The organism is Pararhizobium sp. DWP3-4, assembly GCF_049898205.1.
Lineage (GTDB): Bacteria > Pseudomonadota > Alphaproteobacteria > Rhizobiales > Rhizobiaceae > Pararhizobium.
The window spans coordinates 398,852-425,111 of sequence record NZ_JAFCXF010000005.1 but is presented as its reverse complement, the minus strand read 5'-3'; the positions used below and the strand labels follow the sequence as shown (position 1 = coordinate 425,111).

The following is a 26,260-nucleotide window of genomic DNA, read 5'->3' as shown; positions in this document are numbered from 1 at the left end:
GGGGGCGCATCGTTCCACCGCGACGATGTTGCCACCGTGGCGGTCATGTTAAAGTGCGTGCGGGAGAAGCGCCGGGGCCTCGGTCGTTACCGCATCGAGTTTCCTGCGCAGCAACGCCCGATACAGTTTGAGATGTTCGCGTGCGCAACCCAGGTGATCAGCCGGTTGTCGCATCGAGCTACGCAGCTGTTCCCAGATCTGGTTATTGCCCAATGTCTCCGCGATACGGTCCGCGAGATCCTGACTGCTGCCTGCGCGGAAGTGAAGGCCGTCCTTGCCGTCACGCACTTTCTCGACCATCCCGCCGATATCGGAGCTGATCATCGGTCGGCAATGGAGCAGGGCCTCCTGGATCACGACGGGCGAGTTTTCCCACCAGACGGACGGCAAAACCACCCAGTCGACCGAACGCATAAGGCGCGGTACCTCCGCGTTCTGGTACGCGCCATAGAAGCGGACGCGGGGTCCGGCGTCCGCAATGAGCTTCCTCATCCGCTCCTGGAATTCGATTGGCTGGCGTTCAAGATTGCCGCCGAAGATCATCAGGCAGGAGTCTTCGCCCCACAGTTCCTTCGGAATGCGCGAAACAGCGTCAATTAGGACATCGACCCCCTTGAACGGCGTCATCTGTCCGAAATAGGCAAAGCGGTTGCGGCGAGGGTTGGCTCCCTGCAACACACGGGCGGGCGCAGCCGCTTCCACAGCGATCCCGTTTTCGATCACGAAGAGCTTGTCCTTTTCAATGCCCCACGCGGTGTAGCGATCCGCCAGAAAACGGCTGGGCGAGACGAAAGCATCGGCAAGGCCAAGCATCCCGCGAGTAAACTGCTCACGCTTGAGGAAGCGTGAGACGGGGATATCGGGAAAGCAACCGTGGCAGGCGACGGGAGAGGCTGTTTCGCACAGCTGTCCTGAGTGTCGCTTCACCATTTGCCCGTGGTTGTGGCAGATCGACAGGTATTCGTGGAACGTAACGAGGATGGCGGCGTGCGGGAATGCTTCTCTGAGTGCATAGAGCGCTTCAAGGCCGATGCCGAGAACGTGGTGGAAATGTATGACATGGGGCCTCAGATCACGTGCGAAACGCAAAAGGTCCCGGCTGATCGTCTTGGTATCACCGTTGGACAGAAAGAAATGGTCATAGTCGTCAGCGTGGAACACCAACTCGTCCTCGGCAAGGCGAAGGCTCATCAGCGCGGACGCGGCGTGGCGTGGGACAGGATTGCCGACCCGGGCCAGGTAAACCGATTCTACGTTTGGCAGTGCGTTCAGGCCGCGATGCAGGTTGTGAGATGCGATTTCCGCTCCGCCGAGCGAGAGTGTTGGGTGCGCGTGCGAGACGACAAGGATGCGAAGCTTTTCGTTCATGTAGGCCTCTTTTCCAGGTGCTTTTTTATGCCGAGAACCGGCGACCATTGGCTCTTGAAGATCTTGCGGTCGATCTCTTCCACCAGCGCGGTCAAAGCCGGGCTACCTCCGCCGCGTACGTCGTCGCAGCCCCACATCTGCACCGATGGAAGCACATAGGATTCGATGCCCGACAGGTTGAGGCGAAGGCCGAGATCCAGACCCTTTTCATGCGCCCCAAGATAGCCGGCGGAAAAGCCACCCGCACGCGCCACAGCGTTGCGAGGCATGATGCAGCACGCGAGCGATGCAGCTGCGATACGGGTCAGTGTCATGTCGGTGACCGCCTTGAGCGGATAGCCGGTATAGCGACCTACGACAGGCTGGTCGTCGTTGTCTTCCTCGATCCAGCTCCCCGCCCAGCGAATGGAATGGTCCTCATATGCCAGAACGGGCGAGACGACGCTTCCTTTCAGGGTCGCGCTGGTTGCCACCAATTTGCCGTACCAGCCTGCCGCGCGCGGGATCAGCGAGGCGGAGAGCGAGACGACCGTTTCGCAGGTGAGTGCTTGTATGCCCGCTTCAAGCATGTCGCAGTCATCGCCGCTTCCGTTCACCGATACCAGCCGAACCGAAAGGCCGTAGAACCGCGCGAGTTCCCTGATACGGGCTGTTTGCCTGCGAAAGCGCACTTCAGGCATGGCGATGACGATCGGCGCGGCTCGGGTTTCCGGATCGAGCGCGAGCAAGGCCAATAGTGGGGCAATGTCCTCCTCGCTTTCGCCGGCACCGATGACGATCGGCGGGCTGCTTTCCTCATCGAAGCGGCCAGTATTCAAGATGGTGTCGATGACAGGGACCGACCTTCCAGACTGTCTGAGGAAAGGGACAATTTGCGCATCGATGATCGCCGGCAGCGCGCAGTTCGCGGGATCGATGGCGCCGATCTGGCGCAATGTCGCGGAACGCGCCGAAACCCGCACCGGTTTCGCCGGTAAAAAAGCGCGGCGTAAATCGCGTAGCGTTAATTCGAAGTAGAGAGATGCGTCAGGATCGTCACTCGGTAATTGTGCCTGGGCGATGAAGCCATGCGTATGCTGTTCGCCGCGAAGGCTCGGAGCGAAGTGCTGCTGCTCGTTGAAACTTTCCGAGACGTCAGGGCGATCGTAGCGCGTCCAACATTCGTCGAGGCGAGCCGCGGCATTGTTTCGGCACAACCCCACCGTTGTGATGTGGCCGTCCGGGTCATAAAGCCAGCCGGAGACGAGGAGATTGCCTCCATCTGCCTCGAATACGTTGTCTATGCCCATCCGGACGGGATAGGGCAGGCTGGAGACGGTTTCCTTGCCCGCAAAGCTGTTGGCAGCGGCTCGAAGGGAAAGCAGCACGTCGGGAGAGCCATGGGTCCGCAGCAGGATCGACCGGATATGTTCGGGCGTTTCCATTGGGCCGGTGATGCGTTTTTTGGGGTGGAGTGCAATGTGCCGCCAACCGGCGCGCGCCCGAAAGACCAGACCTTCGATGTCCAGAGCGCCGGTCGCTTTGTTGGCATCGAGAAGGCCGACAAAACCGGAGGCGCCATCGGGGGCGTCGGGCCGGGGAAAGACCGCGATGCCGAACTCAGCGATCACCGGTGTCGCATTGCCTACCACGAACATCCGGCAAGATCCGGGCGCCATGCCGCGGCTCCAGCCTTGCAGGAACGTCACACCATCATGGCTTTCACCGATCAGCTCGACGAAACCATCACTTGCGTGAGCCGCTTGCAAGAGCGCGGTGATTGTCAGAAGCCTGTGGCGGGTAACATCGCCGGCCATCAGCTCGTCCACGAGCCCATCGATGACCGCGGCTGACTGGGATCCCGCGGACTCGAGAATAAGCGTGGCTGCTTCCTCTGCGGCGGCGAGCCGGGGTGCGAAGATGAACTGCGCGCCCGTCTCCTCCTCTCCGAACCGTATCGTGCTTATGTCCGGGTGTGCGTCCCCTATTGGCAGGAGTGCTGCAAACCCATGCCTGGCCCGAGGTGAGGGCGCGGACAATCGCCATTCCGAAACAAACGCGCTTCGCGTGTCTGCGAGGTCGTCGCCAATGACGACCATCGCGCTGCCGGCGGCGACACGGCCAAGGCCGATGATCAGCAAGGTTGTCTCGTCGATGCGGTAGCCGATAACCCGCCCAGGGCGCATTGCCCTGTTCGCCGCATGCCTGCCTGTTGCGGGGCTCGTAACAGCCCGGGATTGTTCTGTAGCCAGCACGCCGTCCTCGCTGCGCATCATATCCTGACAATCAGCGCAAGGCTCGCGCCCGCGGCAAATCCCACGAGAACAAACAGCAACAGCAGCAGCGGCTTCAATTCGCCGTTCCCACGCTTGCGCAGAGTGTTCAAGTTCTTTTCCATTCCACCCACGACCCCATCCAGCCGCATGAGATGGACGTCGAGATCATTCAGCCTTTGGCCGATATCCACCCTGAGGCTCTCGACGGCGTGGCCGACCTCGCTGAGGCCGGTGGATTCTGCCTTGTCGGCGTCAAGGTCCGGTGCGCGCTGCAACGAGCGCTGGGAGACCTGCAGCTGCCGTTGGGACGCCATCAGCACGTCGAGCTTGTCGAGCACCTTCGCAAGCGGCGCGGCGATAAGAGCCTCGGCCGCCTGCTCGTTTGGTTGTGGAACGCGCAAGGCCTGCTCGGAACCACTTTCATTTCTCGCCATGACGACGATATCGCTCGCGCGCGACTGAACTTGATCGGGCAGCGCGATTTCAAATGCATGATTGCCATCGCCAATGCCGTTGCGCCGCAAGTCCGGGCGATTGCGATCGGCAACGGCCTCTGCAATCACCTTGCCATCGAGCAGGACACGGATGATCAGACGTTGATCCGGCGCCATCGGGTCGAATGCCCAGCCGAAGATCCTGCCCATGTCGATGGCGTCCACCCGGCCGCTCATCGGCTTGGCATTGTCCTGTTCGGACGCGGCATCCAGTCGTTCAGCGGGAATGGCCATGAGTTCTCCTATGACTGAACTTGTGTCGTATCGATTCGCTTCAGGTAGCGGCGGGCGGTTGTATCGATGTCGTCGGGCTTGCGTGCGTTTGCGGCGAACCGGCGCAGCAGATTCGGTTCTTCCAATATGCTGCGCATCGCTGCGGCGAGCGCGCGGGCATCGTTGGGCGGAACGGTCATGCCGTTGACGCCGTGCTCGACCATTTCAGCCATTCCGCCAATATTGCTGGCGATGACCGGGCGCCCCTGAGCCTGGGCTTCCTGAATGACCAACGGTGCATTCTCCCACCAGACCGAGGGAACGATGGTACAATCGACGGCGGCCACCAGATCGCCGATATCTTCACGGCGATAGGGGCCTCGGCGCTGTACCGAAGCCGATGTTTCGGCAAAGCGCCGATCGACCTCGTCGACAAAGGCCTGGCTCTGGAAGGGCGCGCCGCCATGGACTCGAAGCTCGAAATCGAGGCCATCGACCAGAAGCTGGTGCGCGGCGTCGAGCAACACCGTTATCCCCTTCCAGGGGTTGAGATTTCCGAAATATCCGAAGACCGGCTTTCCACCCTCAAGCAGCTTTCTTCCAACGCCGGCATCTCGGCTGGGGATACCATTGGGAATGACGCTGATCTTATCCGCATCCAATCCCCATTGCACGAAGCGCTCCCTTAAAAAGGCGCTGGGCGAGACGAAGTGGTTGACCGTGCTCAGCAGGGCCTTCAAGTGGCTTTCGCGCAAGGTAAAGCGGTCGAGCGGAATGTCCTTGAAACAGCTGTGGCAGCGGTCGGGGCTGGACTGGTGACACAGCTCTTTGCTGCCGGTGCGCACCATCAGGCCGTCATGATGGCAAATGGGGTAATAGTCATGCAGTGTCATCACGATCTGGCATTGGGGCAGGGTGCGGCGGACAATGTGCGGAAACTCGGCGCCAAGCAGCAGCAGGTGGTGGAGGTGAACCACGTCCGGCCGGAAATCGCGCAGCAGCTCGGTTAGGTCTGGCACGATGCCATAGAGGTCGATCTGGCTCATGAAGAAGCGGTCGAAATGTCCGGACCACAACAGGATTTCGTCTCCCGCTTGACCGATGCTCTGAAAACTCGTGCCGGGCCTTGCTTCGCGATGAATCTGGTTCGTGGCGCCGAGAAACAGCGCTTCGTGACCCTCGCGCTGGTAGGCGCGAAACAGGTCGTGCGCGAATATCTCCGTCCCGCCTGGATGAAGAGACGGATGGTTGTGAGCGGCCACCAGGATGCGCTTGCTCATCGGCCGCTTCCCCGCCGCTTCGACACGATGAAGTCCTGATGGTGGCTCGCTTTGGTGCCGCGCCAATGGCCCAGCGATTTTAGGGCGACGGAGAGGCCGGCGCGTTCGAGCGCCTTGTCCAGAAAACCGTCCTCGAAGCCGATTGCGGCAAGGCGCGGCTGGTTTGGGACGAACCAGCATGGGCTTTCGCGATAGCGTTGGAAAGCAAGACGCGGGTCGCGCCGCCCGTGTTCGTTTGCCGCAGCGATCTGGTCGATCACGAACGCTGTCATAAACAGGCGTCCTCCGGGTGACAGAACCCTGCGGACTTCTGAAAGGTAGACGAGGACTTCTGCGGGCGGCAGATGCGTGACCACGGAGGTCATGATCACGAAGTCGAAATGACGGTCCGGAAAAGGCAGCGCCAAGGCCTTTCCGCTGATCTTGCCGTCTGGATTATAAAGCTCGTGTGCTATGTCCAGCCGCTGGAAGGAGAAATTGGGGTAGGCGGGCGTGATCGTACGCTGGCACCAGCCAATACCGTCTTCGACGGGATCAATGCCATCGTAGCGACTTGTTTGCGGATCGAGATACTGGGTGAGCGGCACCGCCATCCGGCCGATACCACAGCCAATGTCGAGCACACGGCTGTCTTCGCGCAGGCCGCCGATGCGAATGAAATAACCGAGAAATTCGGCTCCGATCGCGCGAAAATCTCCATCTCCCACGAAGACGTTGGTGGTATCCGGTTGCGGCAGGAAACGGTTTGCCCGTACGGATTCGTTGAGCCAGCGAATACGGTCTTCATCGATCAGTCTGGCCGGCGCGGGCGGTTGCAGGAGTGCCGCTTTCGTCATGCTGCGCTCCTTTCCTGTATTTTCTCACCCGTAGCGGCGGGGTGATGTGGGTCCCTATCGCGTTGGTTCGCCATCAGCGCGCTGATGTCCTCCTCCCAGCGCTGGGTGTGCAGCCATGAATTGTACTGGCTGGCAACGCCTCGCATGTAGTCCTGGCTGCGGCGGATCGAGCGGCGTTCGAAATGATAGAGGCATGCCGCCGGCTCATAGACTATCTGCAACCCGAGACGGCGGATCTTGAGGCAGAGGTCGCTGTCTTCGTAATCGCCGATCACGTAGTCGTCGGTGTAACCGCCAACGCGCTCGTAAGTCTCCCTGCGGGCCACGAGGCAGGCGCCGGTGACGCCAGGGACATCACGGGTCTGCTGCGCCGGCCGGTAGTCACCAGGCATGCCCTTGTGGAAATGGTGGTTTAGCCAGATCCCGCGCTGGTCGCGGCCGAAATAAAGCCCCGCATGCTGCAGCGATCCATCTTCGAAGATCAGTTTCGGACCGATGGCACCCAGTGTCTTGTCTTCCAGCAGCGCCCGCGAAAGGATCTGAAGCCAACCGGGCTTGCAAGGCACGACATCAGAATTGAGCATCACCAGGATGGAGCCGCGTGCGAAACGTGCGCCGGCATTGCAGGCGCGCGCGTAACCGCTGTTGCGGTTCATAACCACCAGTTTCATCGGCAACCCGTGCAGAAGGTGCAGTCCGCCCAGCAGATGCTCCGTCTCATCCTGGATTTCCGGTGAATCGAGTACGTAGATGACCTCCGCGTTAGCGGCGAGCCAAGGGTCCGTGGCCAACCCCGATAATTGAAAACGCAGGAAATCAAGAACCTTGTAGAGGGGCACGACAATGGAAACGAGCGGCGCGTCTTTCTGAAGGCTGTAGTCCTTTGTGTCGTCGACCTCGATGGTCCTGCCCAATCGTCGTTCAATGTCCTGAAGGGCGGGGGCCAGAATTGTGCGGAAAGCATCGTCGACTGCATGTTGCGGCGGAACGGCGCGCAGGACATGGTTTCGCTGGATCGCGGGCTCGAAAGGCTGTGGCTTGGGTATGAGCGGTCTGACCGCTCCGGAAGCGAGACGCATCTGAAATCGCGGTTGCAGCAGCGGTCCTGGGGACTCCGTCAGTGGAATCCAGGCAACGAAACCCGTTACATCCGTCTTGCCCTTTTCATCCTTGCCTTGCGCCCATGCAGGGAATTTGTAGTTGTTTCCGTCGAGCGGCACAGGGGTGCCGTCTTCCTTGACATAGTCGATGCCGGAGAAGGCCGATGATGGTGCATGAAACCAACCGCCGGCCAGAAGGCCGCCGTCGAGCGCCAGAGCGAGATCGACTTCACCGGACGGGTGCATCGACGACTTGGCAATCCGGCTCTCCGCCAGCGGGGTGCGCGTTTGAAGGTCGATGGCAGTGGCGGCGCCGCCCTCCGGCAACAGGGCGAGTTGACGGATGATCATTTCGCGCAATTCCACCGCCTCGCGGTTTTTGCTCCACCAACCCGGAAGGCTGGCATGGCGCGGCTTAGCGTCAGGCAGCTGGCGAATGGCGAGGCCATTCTTGCTCAGGAGAACGAAAAGAAACGGAGGGGAGGGCACGTGTGCCATGAAATGGCACGATTGCAGGCCGTTTTTCCCATCGCGCCCGAGCACGAGCCTGTCGGCCATGCGCTTGATCGACGTGGCACCGATCGCATAGATCGCTGTGATCTCGCCCAGATCCGGATTGATCGCGGTCTCGATCAGATGGCGCCCCTGCGCAATCTGGCAGACGACACTGGCGGTCTGCCGTTCGGGCGCAAGCGTGTGAATGGCGTCTTCGACCACCATGTTGAAAAAAGGGTCGCCGGCGATGCGGAAAGCGCTTCGCCAGACAGTCAGCAGGTTGTTGACGAACTTGATGCGGCCATCCGGCGCGAGATCGGCGAACAGGGCCTCCACATCGAGAGGCGCGAGCGCGCGTGCAGGTTGCATAACGATAGTATCGACCGTCGCGCCGTGCTCCGTGCAAATGTCCACAGTCACCGGTCGCTGTTCTGGTCTCATCGCCCAGAACATGCGTTGCTTTCCGTTGCAAAGCGGCAGCGTCATGCTGACGAGCGGCACTGGCGACTGCTCCATGGACAACAGGCACCTCGTATTGGCGGGAAGGACTGGGGGAAGGTCCCATATGAGTACGGCAAGCTCGATACCGAGCCGAAAGATCTTTGCGTTCCTGAAAGCGCCAGTGGCGTCTATCGATTCGTCGAACGTCACAGGCGGCCCCTCTGGATCGGAATAGCGCGCCCTACGGGAGGAAGCAGGGCGCGCAGGATTCAGGTTCAATGAACGGTGAAGTAGTTCTCGGGATTGGCATGGATGTCGTTGGCGTCGACATTGACTAATGTGAGTGTGTCGCCATGGCCGAGATCCACGATGACGTTGCCGCCGACCTGCGTGACACGCGAGGCTAGGTCTTCGGGCGAAGTCACATCAAGACCATTGATGCCCCTGGAAATCTGCAACAGATCCTCGCCCGCCGTAAAGTCGAGAATGACGTCATTCCCGCCGCCGCCGTCGAAGACAAAGACGTCATGGCCAGCACCGCCTGCAAGAATGTCATTGCCGGCACCGCCGTCGAGGATGTCGTTGCCATCGCCGCCATAAAGTATGTCGTTGCCCTTGCCGCCGGACAAAAGATCGCTTCCGTGTCCGCCGAACAGAATGTCGTTGCCCTTGTCGCCGTACAAGAGGTCATCGCCCCAGCCGCCGACGAGGGTGTCGTCACCGTTTTCACCGTTCAGCAAGTCGCTGCCTTCGCCGCCGAACAGGGTATCGTTTCCCTTTCCGCCGAACAGCAGGTCGTCACCGTCACCGCCGAACACAATATCGTGCCCGTTCCCGCCGTTCACGAAATCATCGCCCCCATGGGCGCGAATGAAGTCGTTGAAACGGGAGCCGAACAATGCGTCGTCGTACGCTCCGCCTTCCAATGTGGCCATCTGCCTCTCCTCTTCAGATTGATATGCACGCGTTGTCGGCGCAGGGTGCGACGATCTCGCGTTTGAAATGTGCACTGCAAAAAAAAGCAACGCAAGCATATCTTGGAAAGATATGTCAGATTTTGAGAAATATTTTTCTCGAAATGAGTCTTGCGAGTGTTCCAATTCGAAAATCTAGGAGTTTATGAAGTAAATTCCGCCATATTTACTTTGAAATAACTTCAAAAGTAAAAGTATTTTACCTTTGCTGGCCGCACTGCAGCATTTAATCCTCCCTGAATGCTCGATTGAAGCTCTCGAGGACCGGTGAGGTGAGGTAATCGATCGCGCGGCGTGACTCATGGATGATTAGCACCTCGGCTGGCATGCCGGGAGATAGGCGGACGTCGGGGTTTGCCTTTAGCGACGCCGCGTCGAGTTTGGCACGTGCGACGAAAAACGCGCTGTTTGATTTTTCATCGACAGACTGATCCGCAGCGACATATGTGATGGTACCTTCCATTGGCAGGCGGGAGCGCTGATTATAAGCCGTCAACCGGACTTGCGTGTGCGAGCCCACGGCGATGCTGTCAATGTCGCGAGGATTGACGCGCATCTCGATCAGAAGCGGCTCATTTTCCGGAACGATCTCGAGCAGTGGCTGGCCGGGCGTGACCGCGCTGCCGGGGGTGCGCACCAAAATATTACTGATGATACCCGCCTGCGGAGAGCGGATCTCAAGGCGGCGTAGCACGTCCCGCGAAGCGGTGATCTGCTCTTCGACATCCGCGAGGTCGACGCGTGCCGTTGTGATTTCCCCGGCGATGGTCGACTGAAACTCACTTTCGATCCCGGTCAGCCCAAGCTGCGCGCCCGCCCTTGCTTTTTCGGCCTGGGCCCTGCCGCCGGCGAGTTCACCCCTTTCCCTTGCAAGCTCGCTTAGCTTGGAGTCTATCTCGATGAGCCGCGTGCGCGATGCTGCGCCTTTTTGCACCAGGGTTGCTATCGCCGTCCGCTGGTCGTTGATGAGGCCGATCTGCTGGTCGACCGCCTGGGTCTGAATGCGGAGTGATGTTGTCTGTTCCAGGTACTCTTCGATGGTTTTTTTCTGGACCTCGACGCGCCCGTTTTTGGTCTCGCGCCGCTTTTCGAAAAAGACCGTCTCGGCCGTGACGGCCTCATCGACTGCAACGGTCTGTGCGTTGCCGAAATCGCTCGGAAAGCGGATGTGCAGCAGGTCGGCCTGCTCGGCCTTCAGCCGAGCCAGTTTAGCGATCAGGCCAATGCGCCGGATTTGGAGCGAGTGCAGGCTGGAGCGGGCTCGCGTATCCTCGAGCTCGATCAATGGCTGCCCGGCGGAAACCTTGTCGCCCTCCTGAACAAGCAGACGGCTCATCACCCCGCCTTCAAAGTGGCTGATGGTCTTTCTCTTCGAATCAACGATGACCGTGCCGTTGGCGACCGTCGCGCTGCTGAGTTCGGTGGAAAACGCCCAGGCAAAAAATCCACCGAAGGACACGAGGATCGTGGCGATCCCCGCGATGACAAGGCGGCGGAGTGGCGAGCCGTTATCAAGCTGTTCGAATTCCAAGTCCAAGGAGCTGACATTCCGCGACACCGGCTGATACAATGGTAAGTGACGCTCGGAAGGGGCCGGGCGCACCGCAAGAGGCATCTTCTCCGTCATATCGCGGCCACCTCGCGGCGTGCTTCGCCCGGCATTGTGGCCGGGATCACATCCGTTCGAGGCCCGAACTGTGTGATGCGGCCGTTTTCGAGCACGAGCAGCTTGTCGGCGACTTGCATGATGGCTGGCCTGTGAGCGATTAAAACGACGATGGCGCCGTCACCGCGCGCGTGCTGGATTGCCCGGATAAGGGCCTGCTCTCCAATCGCGTCCAGGTTCGCGTTCGGCTCGTCGAGCACGATGAGGCGAGGTCTGTTGTAGAGGCAGCGCGCCAACGCTATGCGCTGCCGCTGCCCTCCGGAAAGGGTCAGATGTCCGTCGCCGACGGGCGTGTCATAGCCAAGTTGCAGGCGTCCGATCATGTCATGGATGTCAGCCAGTCGCGCCGCTTCCAGCACTTTGTACGGGTCGCTTTCGGCCATCCGCCCAATGTTTTCTCGAATCGTGCCTTCCAAAAGCGATACGGATTGCGGCAAATATCCAACCACTTGGCCGAACGAACTGCGCTCCCAGAGATAGGTGTTGTTGCCGTCGAGAAAGACACCGCCGGACGTGGGCCGCAAGATTCCGACCAGCAGGCGCGCGAGGGTCGATTTGCCTGCCGCTGAGGGACCGACCACGCCCAGAACCTCGCCCGGAGAAAGGGAAAAAGAAATGCCCTTGATGATCGGCACATCCAGTCCAGGGGCTGCGTAGACCAATTTATCGACCACGATGTCGCCTGACGAATGCGGCGTGGGCATCGTTTGGCGGATCGCAAGGTCCGCCGTGAGGGCGGCCTCAAGGCGGCGCCAGCCCGCGATCGCCAGAACCCACTGGCGCCAATTGTCGATGATCGAATCAAAGGGGATGAGGAGGCGGCCGACAAGAATGCTCGATGCCATCATCGCGCCGGGCGTGATTGCCTGCTCCAGCACCAGAAACGCTCCGGCTGCCAGGGTTACGATCTGGATGGAATAGCGCAGGCTGCGGGTGATGGACGACATCGCCTTGCTCCTGGTCCCGCTCGCTTCAAAGGCGCTGAGGGCCTGCATTTGCAGTGCGCGCCAACGATTCGCCAGCGCCGGCAGCATGCCCATCGCCTCGATAGCCTCGGCATGCCGCAGCGATGCGCCAATCTTGGATACGGCCTCGATATTTGTCTGGTTCGCTTCCTTGGTGAGCTGGCGTGTCAACATGTCCGTGACCACACCGCCACAAAGGAGGAGCGCCGCGGAGACAGCCCCGATCAGCCCGAAAAGCGGATGCAGAATAAAAAGGGCGCCGAGGAAGATCGGTGACCAGGCCGCGTCGAGGGGCGCGGTGACCGCTGACGAGGTCAGGAAACTTCGCAATTCTGAGATATCGCGAAGCGACTGGGTCGCGCGCGACAGGCCCTGGTCGACCGAGGCCTGAACGGCGGCGGTAAGGACCGGCGTGTTTAAACGGCGCACGAGTGCGCCCCCGATGGCTTGGAAAGACAGGGCGCGGATGAATTCCAGAACCCCAAGCACCACGAGGGCGCCGATCGCCAAAATGGTGAGCATGACGAGTGTGTCCATGCTCTGGCTGTTGAGCACCCTGTCATGAACTTGCAGCATGAATAGCGGCATCGTCAGTTGTAGCAAATTGAGACATACGCTAAGCGCTGCCGCATAGAGCAACCCGGACAAGAAGACACGCTTTGCTTGCGACATTAGCAATCCCGGGTTGTTTTTGTCTTTGCCTCCCCAAATTTGACTCTTGCTTATTGTCTCATTTTGAACAGTATCACGCATGGCGATTTGCCTTGAGTTAACGTTGTAGCCATCTTCTGAAGGGCAGAATTGGTTATAACTGTGCCGAAGTGTAGTAATGCCCCTGCCAATCTGGCACAGAAGGGAGGGCTTGTGCAAGCTTGGGTTATTCAGGGGTAATGAGCATATTAGGAAACTACTTCTAATTTTGAAGTAATTTTCTAAATAGGAGCGTGAAATGAAGGAAAATAGTGTGCTCAATCTGTCCGTACTTGATAATGATCTAGGAATTCGAAATAACGGTCAGGCAGCACAATCGGACATCGGGCAGTCTCGGGATGCGGAGTTTGGTGACCTCCGGCAGGTTACATATTTCGAGCTGGCTCGCCTGATGGAGCGGGCAAGTCGACGGTTTGCAGGCCTTATTCGAGCGGAGCTGACCAAGCTTCGCGTCGATGACATCGGGCCGGCACAGGCGATGATTCTTCTGGCGATCGGCGACTCGGAGCTGTCGGTCGCCGAGCTTCTGGATCGTGGGCACTATGTTGGTTCCAACGTTTCCTACTATCTGAAGCAGCTTGCCGACGGCGACTATATTGATCGCGTTGCTTCCCAGCGCGACAAGCGGTCCGCACGCATCAAGCTGACGGAGAAGGGGCGGCTATTGAGGGCAAATCTCCGCGACGCGGCAATGACCTATGAGCGCGCGGTGAATCGTGGCGACCAGGACCAGCGGATGCTTGAGACGGCCTTCCAGACGCTGCACCAGCTAGAACTGGCCTGGGGTACCAGTTCACGGTTTGGCGTCTAAGTGGTGAGTGATTCCGTGGACCTGGCAATGGTGGACTAGGCGCGATGCACGTGGCGTTTGTTCATCGGCGGGGTTTCGGCCAGTTCGCTGCCTTGGCCACCCATCTCGTGCAGGCGGGCAATGAGGTAAGCCTCATCACCGAAACCATAGATCAAAAGATTCCATCCGTTCGCGTCATTCGGCATCGCGCAGAATCAGGTCCGCGCGCAAATCCAGACATGGCCCGGCACATGGGTACTCCCGATCATCACGCGCGGATCGGCCATCGCGTCGCCGATACGTTCGACGCCATGGGGCGGCAGGGGCTGGTGCCCGACATGGTCGTTGGCCATATCGGTTGGGGCAGCATGATGTTCTTGAAGGATGTGCTGCCGCAGGTGCCCGCACTGGGATATTGCGAGTTCTTTTACCGATCTGAAGGGGCGGACATTGGGTTCGCCCCCGACGACCAACCTGATTTGGAGACACGAAAGAGACTACGGCTGCGTAACATCGCGCAGGTCTTGTCCCTTGAGGCGATTGAGGCTGGCATCAGCCCCACCCACTGGCAGAGAAGTCTTTACCCTGCCGACACCCAGGGGCGCATTTCGGTGTGTCATGATGGTGTCGATACGGCGCGGTTTCGGCCGAACTCGACGACTTCCGCCACGCTTCCGGACGGACGTGTGCTCAATTCCGGTGGCCCTCCCATCGTTACCTTTGTCGCGCGCGACCTGGAGCCGTACCGCGGGTTTCCGCAGGTTTTGCATGCCGCCGCCAAGGTTGTGCGCCAGCGCCCTGATGCGTTGTTCGTTTTCGTTGGCGGAAATGGCGTCAGCTATGGTGTGCCGCCGCCCGGTGGCGGGGCTTGGAAGGATCATCTTCTCAAATCGCTGGATATACCGCCGGAAAATATCCTCTTTCCCGGCGTGGTGCCGCATTCTGTTTTGCGGCAGATTTTCCAGATCTCGGCCGCGCACCTATACTTCACCTATCCGTTTGTTTTGTCATGGTCGATGTTAGAGGCGATGGCATGCGGAGCCCTGATCATCGGATCGGATACTGCGCCTGTCCGGGAGGTCATACGCTCCGGCCGGAACGGCCTGTTGGTGCCGTTCTTCGACACGGATGCACTCGCTGAGGCGGTCCTCGGTGCCCTGAAAAATCCGGAGGGCCACTTGGGGATGCGTGCCGCGGCGCGCCGGACGGTCGAGAGGCGCTTCCGCTTGACGGATTGTCTTGATTATCAGCAGGGCCTTCTTGAAAAACTGGCTGGAAAGTCATTTTCCCGCAGTTATGCTGTGGAAATGTGAACATTAATTCGATTTTTAAAGTATATATGAAATATAATTATTCGATTTTGTTGAATTTCTCCATTGTGCACCGCAATGTTAGTTGTTAGCGTTATTGTGGGTCGCGCCGGATGCTTCGCTTAAGCAATTGTCTAACCGGCGTATTTGTTTTTGTTTTGACATAATTCTTCAGGGGTCTTGCGTGCAAGGGTTGATGTCTTCCGCCATTGGGAAACGACTGGTAACGAGAAAGCTGATAGCGGCATCGGACCGGGATCGATCATGCTTCGAGGGGAGCGATATCGAGCATCTGGTCCTGTACCCCGAGGTGAATGGTCATTCTCCGGCGACATTGCAGAATGCTTTTCCGTTGATCGCCGTCGCTTTTTCCGACGAGGGCGAGGCGGATCTGAAAGAACGTCTGACGGCTCTTGGGTCGCTGGGGACGGTTCCTCCGATGGCCGTTCAGCGGCTTGATCCAGCCAACACGACCGACAGTTTCCCGCTTCTGCGGTCATTGACCGAGGGCGGCGTCGGCCGGATCGCCCGATACAGCGCTTCAATCACCTCGGAGCTTGCCCTTTTGCGACGTGAACGCGAGACGCTGCTGGAAAACTACCGGGCACTCGAAGATGCGTTCCAGGCGCGAAACTGGGAGCCGGTTTCCGAGATTTTCTCCCACGATCCCTATGCCGATCCTAAGGACGAGGGGATCGGACAGCTGCTTGCTACTGCCTTTGTCGAGCAATTGCTGCCGGTATCCAGTCTTGGTGTGGCAGGATTTGCGCTTCACCTGCACTCGGTGCCGAGGATCAGCGGCGAGCTTGTCGTCGCGTTGAGCTATCTCGAGAGCGGCGAAGGGGTCGCCGAGTGGATCGTGCCCTACGCGCAACTCGTGGCGACTTGGAATTTCTTCTCGCTGCCCCGGGCTTGCGGAGGAGGGGCGCGCACGCTTCGGCTGCGGATTTCATCGGCTGGGCCAGAAACTGTCGGCCTTTCGCTCGGATACCCGATCGCCGGTGAGCGCTATTCAGCGCGTTCGGAGCTTCCGCATCCGGATCTCGACCTGCGTCCGTTGGCGTTCAAGGTGTTCACGGGACTGCCGGGAGTGAAGCCCGCCATAACGCACAACATGATTGCGCCGACCGGCCTGCTCGAAGGTCAGTACATCGTCGACTACCGACTAGCAGTGGACCTGTTGAGCCAGATCGTCGACGTTTCGGTTACGCCTATGGTTCCGGAATTCCAGACAGTACGTTTTCTTGAACATGAGCATGCTATCGCCTGTCACCCGCTGCAGAGCGGTATAACGGCGGGTGCAGTCAGTCGTGCCGTCGCGCCAGGAACGATCTCTTTTTCGGCGAATGCCGCTATCGATCATCCTGAGGGCCGGCCTGCGGCGGTCAGCTTCCTGCTTGCGCCGGCGAATTCGAATGCGCGCTCCGAAGTGGCTGAGCTTGCGCGAAAGGGTACGGCCAAACCGTCGGCATTCTTCAGCGGATGGCGTGAGGTCACCTCCAGTCACGTCGTCAACATCAGCATTCAGCTGAACGAGCCGGCGCTCGGCCCAATGGATCTGATCATCCTCAGTCGTGCAGTCACGGATTCGGTCGATTTTTCCTGGCTCAAGGTGTCCGGCTTCAGGCTGGTCAAGCAATCGACGGAGGCCATCGATGTCGGGTAGCAGGGAATCATTGGACCTGATCGCCGTGGCGATGCCGCTCTACGGTCACGCGGCACTCGCTCTGGAGGCGATTGAGTCGGTGCTTGCATCAAACCTGAGCGCCGGCAGGCTTGCCATCGTCGTTTCGGTCGACGGCGATCCACGGCATGAGACGTTCGATCAACTGTTGCTCTACGCTGCGACCCACCCGTTCATCCACGTGCTGTTCGGTCAAAACGCAGGTCCCGGCGGCGCGCGCAATCGCGCCATCGACTTCGTCCTCGAACACTTCGCCGAGGCGAAGGCCGTTTATTTTCTCGACGCCGACAATCGCATTCTTCCCGGCACCATCGAGACGCTTTACCGGCAACTCGTCTCTAGCGGTTGCGGGTGGGTCTATACGAATATCGACACGTTTTCGGTCAGCTGGCGCGCCCATTACGGCAACCAATATTCGCGACTGGTCCACTGCATCACCGACAATATCTGCGATACGGGATCGATGATCTCGATTGACGTTTTTCAGAGCGGCGTTCGCTTCAACGACGACAGGCAGAACGGTTTCGAGGATTGGGAATTCTGGCTGTCCTGCATCGAGCACGGTTTCGTCGGCACGCCTTGCCACGATACTGTCTTCGAATACAGGTTGCGGGCGGAGAGCCGCTTCAAGGAAGCCAACCGTGATCGCGCCACGTCGGTTAGTTTCCTGCGCAAGCGCCACATGCCGTTGTTCCAACGCCCGATGCTGGTGGATTTCGAACACGAGGATTGCCCGCGTTACCTGTTTGCGCGAACGGAAGATACGGCGATCTCCTTCTTTACCGATCCCACCAAGCCACCTGCGATGCTTCGCCTCGACGATATTATTCCAGCGTTCTGGGGTAATATTGGCGAACCCGATAATGAACATTTCCCGCCTTTCATGGTTGCTGGAAGCGGCGCTGCGCTCGACCTTCTGCGGCGTTCACGCATGCTGCCGAACGTGCTTGCCCATCTTGAGCGCCTGAGCGAGACCAGCAATGTCGTCTTCGTCCAGCTTGCCAACGATGCCGCCCAGCGGAAGATCGAGCCGATCGTTCATGGGCCGGGTGCACAAAAAATCGGTCCCGCCGATCTCGTTTTCCTGTCGACCCGGCTCGTCCAGGAGGTGGTCCAGAACAATGCCGTGGACTGGTTCGCCTCGATCGCAAGCCAGCAGGTATGGCCGACATCGGCCGTTTTGAAAGTGCGCTTTCCTTTTCCAAGAAGCCTGCCGCGCCGCGCGTTGAGCACGCCCCAGCAGGTGATGATCAATTGTCTCAACGCGATTGCCACAAGCCCCCTTCGCGAGACGGCGGGCAGGCGGTGGACCTGGCGTCCCGCACGGCTCGTACCCTACACGGAGTTGCACAAGGCGCTGCGCAAGGAAGTCGGAGGATCGCCGGTCCTGCCGCTCGGGCATAGCGAAGGCAAGCGGACGGTGGCGCTGCTTGTACCGAACGCCTCGTTCGGCGGAGCCGAAAAGGTCGTGTATGCCGCCGCCCGGGAATTGAAGGCAGCGGGTTACGAGACTCATCTCTTCGTGCTCGGCACGTCCCGGATGGACGTGATCGATGAATTCGATTCCTGCTTCGACTACATTCACTTCTGGGAGGCGGGAATTCCAGCCTGGGGAGGATCGGGTTCTTTCCTCGGGCAGGATTTTATCGCCGAGGGGCATTCGGTCGACTGGGAGGCGTTAAAGGGACAGCTTTCCGGTTTCGATCTCGTCATCAACAACCACGTGATGGCCGTGCATCCGCTCATCGCGCGGCTGCGCTCCGAAGGCACGCGTACTGCTTGCTATCTTCACGTCGTGGACAATACGATCTTCAAGCGGCCTGCTGGCCAGCCCTTCGCAGCGATCGCCCACGAGCACTGCTACGATGCCTTCCTGACCTGCTCCGAACAACTGAAGATCTATCTGCACAGCTATGGCGTCCCGCACGAAAAAGTCTTCGCCGTTCCCAACGGTGCGAGCTTCTCGGTGCCGCCCAAGGCCCTGGCAGAGGTTCTCGCCGTCCGGCGCATCGATCGCAAGGATGACCGGTTGCGGCTTCTTTACATGGGCCGGCTCGATCAGCAGAAGGGTATCGACCGGCTGGCGGCAGCGCTCGCCATATTGCGGGCTTCCAATGTTGATTTTGACGCCCGCGCCATCGGAGGAGAAATCCTTGCCGATTCAAAAGGTTCCTGGAGCGAACGGCTCAAGGACTTGGGTGTCGACGTGCGGCCGCCCGTCTTTGCAAGCAAGGAACTGATCAAGGCGCTGGGCTGGGCCGACGTTCTCGTCATGCCCTCGCGGTGGGAAGGCGCACCGCTGATGATCGCCGAGGCGCAGCAGCTCGGCTGCGTGCCCATCGCGACAGCCGTCGGAGCCGTGGATGAGCTTATTTCCGACGGCGAGGACGGCATACTCATCAATGCGGCTTCCGATCCTCAGGTGGTGCGGGAGATGGCGCGGATCATCGAAGAGGTCGCGCGCAGTCGCGAGATGCTTGCTCCGCTCATGGAGGGCTGCATCAGGACTGCTGCCCACCGGTCATGGGCTTCATCCTTCTCGGATTTCCTCTCGTGGAGCGATCGGTCCGTGAAAAATTCTTCCCTGTCCCGCGCCGCGGTCTTTCGCGAGCAAGCGGTGGCAAATCCCGTGGTCGCGGCAATTGGCTGATTGCCGGGCCGCTCCTCTGAAACAGAAAGGTCTAGTCGAATGCGTCCGCGAATTCTCGTGACGGGTATCCCTGGTCACTACACACGTCTTGTCAATGGCGCTCAAGGCTTGTCCGTCTCCTATGCCGAGCGGCAGCCGCAGCCGGAAACGAAAGACGAGTTTCTGCTGGAGATGCGCAACATCAGCAATACCGGGAATTATCTCATCGGTGAGGGTGCCCTGCGCGCTCTCGCGCCGCATGCCAAGCACATTCCCTTCTGGCACCTCTACAATTTAAGCAAGAGCGGCAGCGGGTTCGACGAGTTCAACGCAAACTTCGATATCTGCGTCTTCACCTGCGCGAACCTCTTGCGCAAGGGGCTCTCCGCGGATGCCGAGGCGGATGTCCTCAGCCGGCTCAACATGCCGATCGTCATGCTGGGCATCGGCCTACAGAACCGCAAGGACCTTGAGAACAATCTTCCAGAGGGAACGAAGCGGCTTCTGGCCGTCCTGAAGGAGCGTGAACACTACTTCCTGACACGCGGCTACGAGTCGGCAGGCTTCCTGAAGGATCAGGGCTTCTCCTTCGTGCGCCCGACCGGGTGCCCTTCCGTCTATTTCATGCCGGACAACATGCGCCGGTCTATGAAGAAACTGCCGGGTGTGGAAATCGGCAAGGCGCGGACCATCTTTTCGGGCTATCTAGGCGGCAATCAGGATGCGATCCTCGATGCGAATGCGCTGGCCCCGCGGGGCACAGTGCCGCAATACGTTGTGCAGGACGAGTTCCTCCACTTCGACATGAAGGTGGAGCCTAACGACGAGGGACGTGCCTATGATTCCTCATCAGGCCTGATGATCGGCAATGTCGCCTATCCCGGCACGGAGCGGGAGAAGCAGCGGTTCGAGGTGCGCACCTTCTTTGACAACAACCAGTGGCGCGCCTGGGCCTCGTCGATGGACTTCAATTTTGGCCGTCGTTTCCATGGCTCGATCATTGCCATGCAGGCGGCCGTGCCAAGTCTGATGGTGGCGGTGGACGACCGCATGCGCGAAATGCTGGGTTTCACCGGCCTGCCGGCTGTCGATATCACGGATGTCGATAAAGCGGAGAACCGCGCCGAGTTCGTGGCCGATCATTTGGCAAAGCTCAACACCACCGAACTCGTCGACCGGTATTCCGACCGTGAGCGCGCCTTCCGCACCACACTTCGTGAAATCGGCATCGGTCTTTAGCGGCCGAACGGCCATCACCTTCGGATCAAAGGACAGTTATGCGTATCTTGCTCACAGGAATTCCATCCTACTTGCAGCGAACGATTGCGGACGTCTCCGGCACGACCGTTATTCATCGACCCTATTTCGACGAAACCAGGACCAAAAAGGATCTGCTTTCGCAGGTCAGGAAGATTGCCAATACTGGTAACTATCTCATCGGAGAAGGGGCGGCTGCGAGCTTGCGCGGTCACGACGTCACCTATCTGCCGTTCTGGCATCTCGCCAACAATCGGGACTCGAACGAGCTCTACAAGCAAGTGAATCGCGAATTTGATTTGTGCGTCTTTGCTGCCGCAAATCTGCTACGTCCGGGCTACTCCGCCGACCTGGAAGCGGAAATCTTCGCGAAACTGAACATGCCGATTGTGGTAATGGGCATCGGCATCCAGCGGAAAGAAGGCCTCAAAGAACAGCTGCCGGCCGGCACACTCAAGTTCCTGGAAGTGCTGCGCAACAAGGAAAGTTTCTTCCTCACACGCGGCTACTTCACCGCCGAATTCCTCAGGGAACAGGGGATGAAATTCGTCAAGCCTACGGGTTGCCCGTCGCTCTACTTCTCACCGGACGACATGAAACGATCGCTTTCGGCGCTTGCCAATCCTGGACTGGCAGAAGCCCAGAAGATAGTCTTCGGCGGCTATCTCGGCAGTGTTGCCGATACGATCGTCGATGCGCATGCCTTGCTTAATCCTGAGAGCGTCGCAAGCTATGTCGTCCAGGACGAGCTGGTTGCCTATAACCTCTCGCTGACCGGCGACGACACTGACAATGTCTATGATCGGGCGAGCGGGCGCATCACTGGCGCGACCGAATACAAGCATGCGGAAAAATGGCAGCGGAAATCCGAGCTGCTGGTTTATTTCGACACGAACCAGTGGCGGGGCGCGATGTCCTCGCGCGATCTCTGCTTCGGCCGCCGTTTCCACGGTTGCATCATCGGTATGCAGGCCGGCACACCCGCCCTGATGATCGCCGTCGACGACCGCATGCGGGAAATGCTGGAATTCATCGGCTTCCCCTATATCGAGGCGTCCACCTGGAACCGGGAGGCGGACAAGCGCGCATACCTGTCGAATTTCCTCGCCAAGATCGACACGCAAGCCGTGATCGACCGCTATTCCGCTTGCGAGGCGAATTTCCGAAATGCTTTGGGGCAGATTGGACTTTGAGAGGATGAAAGCGGCAGCGCGCATGGGCGCGCGCCTCGCTTGCGCGCTGGCAGTGTTCTGGGCCTTTGCACCCGCGCCGCCGGTGGACGCAGACGATGTGTTCCCCGATCGCATCGGCATGAACCGGGTAAACCTCGCTTGGCTTTCCCGCGCCGATCAGAACCGCGTGCTGCAGGAAATTGCGGCAAGCGGCATCACCCACGTCCGGCTTTCGCTGTCGAGACCGATGGACAAGAGCATCGAAGCGGTCGAAATCGCGGATCGGCTGGGGCTGAAAATCCTTATCGAGATCCAGCTCGGCAACAAGGATTACTATGCGGTGGGGGTGCGCCCTCGCACCGGTTTCGGGCGCATCTGGGATGTTCTGCGGCTTTCGGATCTTGACCTCGATCTTTACCGAGCGCAGCTGCGCTCGGCGCTTCGCCGCATTGATGACATGGGCATCCGCATCGATGCCGTCGAGCCCGGAAACGAAATAAACTACAGTGCCTACAATGGCGACCTCGTCGTCTACGAAAAACCGGGGCGGCAGACACCGCGCAACGTTTCGGAACTCGCCGATCGCCCGGCCTTCGAGCGCGGGCTCGACGCATATGTCGGCGCCGTTCGGATCACCCGGGAGGAATTGCAGGCAACGGTCCATAGCCGCGGTGCGCTGCTGATTTCCGCAGGACTTTCCGATGTCAGCGCAGACGAGGCCGACTATCGCGGGAGGGAGCGGCTCGACCCTGGTGCGTTCGTCTCGCTCCTGCGGGAACGGGGGATCGACGCGTTGATCGACGGCTATGGCATTCATGTCTATCCGGGGCGCAGAGGTGGCGCGGCGCTTGCACAGTATGTGACCGCGCTTCTGGACTTTTGCCAACCTGAAGGGGAGGGCAAGCCGTGCTGGGTTACCGAATGGGGCATTGCCAACACCACGCTTTCTTGTCCGATCGACGACCGGAAGCGAGAAGGGGCGATTCGCGCCATGCGCCGCGTCTTTCGGCAACTGATGGCGAAGCGAACACTGGAAGCGGTCTTCTACTATGATTGGGATACCCAGCCGGTCTACAGCGTCTGGCGTTGCGGTACCTTGAGCCCGGCCGGCGTTGCGGCCATCGAAACGGATGCCGGCGAGGATCGGTGAGGATCGGTGAAATGACCAATGTGATCTGTTCCCTTCCTGTATTTCCCGGTCTTAGATTATCTGGCCAGTTTCGGCGTCCTTGCGCACCCAACGTGTCGTTTCAACCGCCGCCTATGTGGCCGTCGCAGAGACGGCGACCCGTCGCGAAGTATCAATCATCCATCGCGAGCAGGCTCCAGCGCCTCCCTGTCACGAAAACAGCTCCCGGAATAGCAGGGGGCCAGCCTCTTCCTCTGCAAGGGCGTCGTGGTTAGCAGCCTCGCGGAGGGCCTGAAAGTCGGACTGGTCTCCGACCCTAGTACCGCCAAGCCGGACCGTCACCGAGAGATGGTGCTCCTGTCCGGCTGTGAAAGTGGTCTCGTCTATGCGCGCGCGGATGCGCTCGCAGAAGTCTCTTGCGTTTTCTGTTGCTGTGCCAGGCAGATAGATCCCGAGTTCGTCGGAAGAGAGGCGGGCAACAAGATCACCGTAGCGTACACAAGAATGGACGATCTGAACAATCGATTGAAGCAGTGTATCTGCCCATTGAGGACCATAACGACGACCGATCTCATCGAAATTGCTGATACGGAGAACGAGCATGACGCCATCCGGGTTTTCCGCAGTGCTCAAGCGCCTGCGATCAATCGCGTGCTCGACCGAGGCCGCAAATGCGTTGGCGCGCAATGTACCCGTGACAGGATTATGATGCAGGGCGTGCTGAAGCTCTTTTTGCATATCACGAAGCGCTTCGTTTCGTAGGCGAAGAGCCAATTGAAGCGGAAATATAACAGCTACCGTTAGTGACGCCACGATGGTCAACTCTACCCAAAACTGACGGTCGGGAACAAGCAGGCTTAATACATAAACGAGTGCGATCGCCCCAACGGCACAGCCAAGGGTGCCGAGCGTTGCCATCTTGATATGCGGGACTATTGCGGCTTGGCGAGAACGAAATTGCAGGGTCATCGGTTAATGGAGCTTTTGCAGGGGATGCTATCTTTAGGGGATTCGGTGGAAATATCGGGTGAATAAATCTGACTGCATTTTAGCAATCGGCTACACAAAACTTGATCATCATGCCAAACAGAGTGTCGCGTGTGAAAAACACTGCGGTTCGATTGTCCTCAAGGCGTTGTATCCGCGCGAACCTCTTTACCGGCGTAACCGCGCAGACGTTTATAATCGGCTGGGGTTAAGAGCGTCCAGGTAAGTTCCGTCTCCCCGACCGGCCGGTTTGCGCTTAACGTCTAGAATTGCGTCAGACAACGCAAAAATCGCAATGTGCCTTGTCTCACAAGGGCTGGACTAAAACACGGGCATCGAATATCCCCGAGCTTTCTTTCAACGGTGAACTGTCGATGAATGATCCCATCGCCACCCAAGGTCTTCAAATTGAAAAAAATCCAACGCAGTTTTGCTGTTGAATATAAAAACGGTCGGCGAAAACCAGATGCCAGGTCGAACTCTATCTGGGGGAACATGGATCTCAAATCTGTGGCGCTCGCGATGGAGGAAGAGACGATGCTCTTGCCGGATGCCCAACTTGCCAGAACATCCGACGGCGAAATTTCTCCTTCAAACGCTAAGCCAGCAGTGTTCTCGTTGACACCGCCGATTGGGCAGAACAAAACTGTTGCAGTGATAGAGGAGACAACAATGGCTGACGAAATCGATACAATCACCACTGAAGCGCCGGCCGTTGCGGAAACGCCTGTCGTACCAAAAAAGCAGCGCAAACCTCGAGCGACAAAGGCGACCCTGGAAGCAGTCTCGGTTGAAGTTGCAGCGGAACCCTCCATTGTCTCTGGCAAGCAAAAGCGTGGACGAAAAGGGAAGCCCGTTGACAACGCCGGCGCTGTAAAACGTGCACCTGTGAAACGCTCTCCAAAGGCCGTGCAAACAATGCCTGCCGTGCTGACGCCTGCCGAGGCTGCGGGCGATGAGATGACGGACATCTTGCAGCTGGAAGAAGAAAACCAAAGGCTCCGCAAGCGGCTGGCAGAAAAACTTCGGACCGAAAACGCTGATCTGCGTAAGCGGCTGAACCTCGACTGAAAGATGTAGTCGGCCAATCGCCGACCGCATTTCTGTGTTAAGGGAGACGGTGTTCGGCGGCGGCCATGACTGCCGCCAGATGGCAACCGCTCAACCTGTATGCGGATAGTAACGCGAGGTCGAAGTGATGGCGTCACCCTGGAAGTTTTTTAGCCGGCTTATCTCACCGCGACGACAGCGAAAGCAGGATGATACTGCAATTGGTATCGAGCCGGATGTCGCGGCGATCTCGGAGCAGACGGACACCCCAGTCGGGGAGAACGTCGACCAGCCAACACGCGAGACTCCAGCGCCCTTCATTCAAATAGAACCATTTTCGGCAGAGCCCAAACCGCCGATACAGACCGGCCGCGACGGCCAGGACACGCCGCAAAGCGATAGTGACGGGGGTGCAGGAACCTCTAACCCCGCGACACAAGGTATAGGCGCCACCATCGCATCTGCCCCTTCAAGGGAGAGATCAGGTGCTAAAGCTATGGGGAAGAGAAGAGGGCGTGCTGAGAAGATCGCTACGGATGAGGGTGTCTCGCAACCAGCTGAAGTCGTTCCCAAAATTTCGGACGAGATCATACTGGATCATGAACTCAGGATGCTTCGAATTCAACTGACAAGCAGGCTAAGGCTGCAGAACGACCAATTGAAAAAAATGTTGGAGCGGTTCGAACGTTGAACCAGTGGCGATATTTGACCACTTGAGGGCGCATTGCGTCACGCGACTAATGTTAAACAGGAAGCGTAGTTTGACAAGACCGTCGAGCGCGCCACTTCCGGCTGCCCAGGGTTTCGACAAAGCGCATAGCTTTCCAGCCGACAGTTGCGAACCGGTGCGAAAGGCCGCAGGCAGTGGTCGTTGCAACTATTTTGATTGCGAGGTGTGCTATGAAGGGATGCGGTGAGAAGCAAGGCAACAGGCATGCTGAGCGCTGACGCAGTCAATGCCCACACGGAATCAGTTCAATCAAGCGCATTTTTCGTGCGCGAGCATCGTCCCATTCGTATGCCATGCTTATTCCTCCGAGCGGCAATGCAGGTCTCCGCCTCCACCCACGGCTGCTCAGCAATAGTTTTGAGCCAGCGGAATGCATGATTTTGACTATCGAGCGTAAAAAATCCGCCAGACGATTTCTGCTCTCGCTTCATCCGAACCACGCACAGTGTCGAACCGAGGGTAATAATAGCGCGTTTTCCCTGTCGAGAAGTGGCTCAAGCAGCCCTTCGGATTCGAACCATTTAGTTCACGATCGACTCAAAGGTTCTGATTGGCTCTTTCGTACCAGACCTCCGTCTTCCTGCTCGATCAGGTAGGCTAATTTCTCGGCGGAGGCCCTGCGCTTTACTGTTTCGCCTTTGATGGTGCGCTCTACGTCTTCGGTAAAACTTTCTTGAATTTTGCCCTCCGTAGTATACGCGCCCCATTTCCAAGTTACTGTTTG

General features: G+C 58.8%; 19 protein-coding genes and 1 pseudogene. 9 read left to right on the top strand and 11 right to left on the bottom strand.

What is annotated here, in order from left to right; genetic code table 11:
• Positions 1-48: 48 nt before the first annotated feature.
• The 9 genes from ACP7E6_RS15910 to ACP7E6_RS15870 all read right to left on the bottom strand — a co-directional run bounded on the left by ACP7E6_RS15910 (position 49) and on the right by ACP7E6_RS15870 (position 12,840).
• Entirely contained in the window at positions 49-1,368 is a 1,320-nt protein-coding gene (locus ACP7E6_RS15910) for a glycosyltransferase family 4 protein (protein ID WP_426230714.1), read from the bottom strand.
• Entirely contained in the window at positions 1,365-3,620 is a 2,256-nt protein-coding gene (locus tag ACP7E6_RS15905) for a glycosyltransferase family 2 protein (protein WP_426230713.1), read from the bottom strand. Before ACP7E6_RS15905 ends, ACP7E6_RS15910 begins: the two co-directional genes overlap by 4 nt.
• Entirely contained in the window at positions 3,620-4,351 is a 732-nt protein-coding gene (locus ACP7E6_RS15900) for a hypothetical protein (protein WP_426230712.1), read from the bottom strand. The genes ACP7E6_RS15905 and ACP7E6_RS15900 overlap by 1 nt, the downstream gene beginning before the upstream one ends.
• 8 nt (positions 4,352-4,359) lie before the next feature.
• Positions 4,360-5,610: a glycosyltransferase family 4 protein gene (locus ACP7E6_RS15895; RefSeq protein ID WP_426230711.1), complete on the bottom strand. Its 1,251-nt coding sequence runs from the start codon at positions 5,608-5,610 to the stop codon at positions 4,360-4,362.
• Positions 5,607-6,446, bottom strand: a complete 840-nt coding sequence (locus ACP7E6_RS15890) for a class I SAM-dependent methyltransferase (RefSeq protein WP_426230710.1) — start codon at positions 6,444-6,446, stop codon at positions 5,607-5,609. The genes ACP7E6_RS15895 and ACP7E6_RS15890 overlap by 4 nt, the downstream gene beginning before the upstream one ends.
• Positions 6,443-8,692, bottom strand: coding sequence for a glycosyltransferase family 2 protein (locus tag ACP7E6_RS15885; protein WP_426230709.1), 2,250 nt, complete (start codon positions 8,690-8,692; stop codon positions 6,443-6,445). The genes ACP7E6_RS15890 and ACP7E6_RS15885 overlap by 4 nt, the downstream gene beginning before the upstream one ends.
• Positions 8,693-8,757: 65 nt before the next feature.
• The gene (locus tag ACP7E6_RS15880) at positions 8,758-9,417 is read right to left on the bottom strand and encodes a calcium-binding protein (protein WP_426230708.1); all 660 of its coding nucleotides are present in this window, start codon (positions 9,415-9,417) and stop codon (positions 8,758-8,760) included.
• 265 nt (positions 9,418-9,682) lie between these two features.
• The gene (locus tag ACP7E6_RS15875; RefSeq protein WP_426230707.1) at positions 9,683-11,083 is read right to left on the bottom strand and encodes an HlyD family type I secretion periplasmic adaptor subunit; all 1,401 of its coding nucleotides are present in this window, start codon (positions 11,081-11,083) and stop codon (positions 9,683-9,685) included.
• Complete coding sequence (locus ACP7E6_RS15870) at positions 11,080-12,840, bottom strand: type I secretion system permease/ATPase (protein ID WP_426230706.1); 1,761 nt, start codon at positions 12,838-12,840, stop codon at positions 11,080-11,082. The genes ACP7E6_RS15875 and ACP7E6_RS15870 overlap by 4 nt, the downstream gene beginning before the upstream one ends.
• A gap of 196 nt (positions 12,841-13,036) precedes the next feature.
• On the opposite strand from ACP7E6_RS15870, the gene ACP7E6_RS15865 reads away from it, so the two are divergent.
• The 7 genes from ACP7E6_RS15865 (at position 13,037) to ACP7E6_RS15835 (ending at position 22,790) form a co-directional block, all read left to right on the top strand.
• On the top strand, positions 13,037-13,609 hold the full coding sequence (locus ACP7E6_RS15865; RefSeq protein ID WP_426230705.1) for a MarR family transcriptional regulator: 573 nt from the start codon (positions 13,037-13,039) through the stop codon (positions 13,607-13,609).
• 44 nt (positions 13,610-13,653) lie between these two features.
• Positions 13,654-14,901 carry a glycosyltransferase family 4 protein gene (locus ACP7E6_RS15860; protein ID WP_426230704.1) on the top strand — a complete coding sequence of 416 codons (1,248 nt, stop codon included), beginning with the start codon at positions 13,654-13,656 and terminating at the stop codon, positions 14,899-14,901.
• Between the two features lie 193 nt (positions 14,902-15,094).
• Positions 15,095-16,564 (top strand): DUF6212 domain-containing protein, encoded by a 1,470-nt coding sequence (locus ACP7E6_RS15855; protein WP_426230776.1) that lies wholly within the window; start codon positions 15,095-15,097, stop codon positions 16,562-16,564.
• Positions 16,554-19,232, top strand: a complete 2,679-nt coding sequence (locus tag ACP7E6_RS15850) for a glycosyltransferase (RefSeq protein WP_426230703.1) — start codon at positions 16,554-16,556, stop codon at positions 19,230-19,232. The genes ACP7E6_RS15855 and ACP7E6_RS15850 overlap by 11 nt, the downstream gene beginning before the upstream one ends.
• A gap of 39 nt (positions 19,233-19,271) precedes the next feature.
• Positions 19,272-20,450: a polysaccharide pyruvyl transferase family protein gene (locus ACP7E6_RS15845; protein WP_426230702.1), complete on the top strand. Its 1,179-nt coding sequence runs from the start codon at positions 19,272-19,274 to the stop codon at positions 20,448-20,450.
• Between the two features lie 38 nt (positions 20,451-20,488).
• Entirely contained in the window at positions 20,489-21,661 is a 1,173-nt protein-coding gene (locus tag ACP7E6_RS15840; protein WP_426230701.1) for a polysaccharide pyruvyl transferase family protein, read from the top strand.
• A 22-nt stretch (positions 21,662-21,683) separates the two neighbouring features.
• Entirely contained in the window at positions 21,684-22,790 is a 1,107-nt protein-coding gene (locus tag ACP7E6_RS15835) for a glycoside hydrolase (protein WP_426230775.1), read from the top strand.
• A 189-nt stretch (positions 22,791-22,979) separates the two neighbouring features.
• Here ACP7E6_RS15835 and ACP7E6_RS15830 read toward each other — a convergent pair whose 3' ends face one another.
• On the bottom strand, positions 22,980-23,687 hold the full coding sequence (locus ACP7E6_RS15830) for a GGDEF domain-containing protein (protein WP_426230700.1): 708 nt from the start codon (positions 23,685-23,687) through the stop codon (positions 22,980-22,982).
• 477 nt (positions 23,688-24,164) lie between these two features.
• Here ACP7E6_RS15830 and ACP7E6_RS15825 point away from each other — a divergent pair, with 477 nt between their 5' ends.
• Both ACP7E6_RS15825 and ACP7E6_RS15820 read left to right on the top strand, forming a co-directional pair.
• Positions 24,165-24,827 (top strand): transcriptional regulator, encoded by a 663-nt coding sequence (locus ACP7E6_RS15825; protein ID WP_426230774.1) that lies wholly within the window; start codon positions 24,165-24,167, stop codon positions 24,825-24,827.
• 127 nt (positions 24,828-24,954) lie between these two features.
• Complete coding sequence (locus ACP7E6_RS15820; protein ID WP_426230699.1) at positions 24,955-25,497, top strand: hypothetical protein; 543 nt, start codon at positions 24,955-24,957, stop codon at positions 25,495-25,497.
• A 565-nt stretch (positions 25,498-26,062) separates the two neighbouring features.
• Here ACP7E6_RS15820 and ACP7E6_RS15815 read toward each other — a convergent pair.
• Positions 26,063-26,248, bottom strand: a pseudogene (locus tag ACP7E6_RS15815) (DUF2945 domain-containing protein); the annotation flags it as partial.
• Positions 26,249-26,260: the final 12 nt, after the last annotated feature.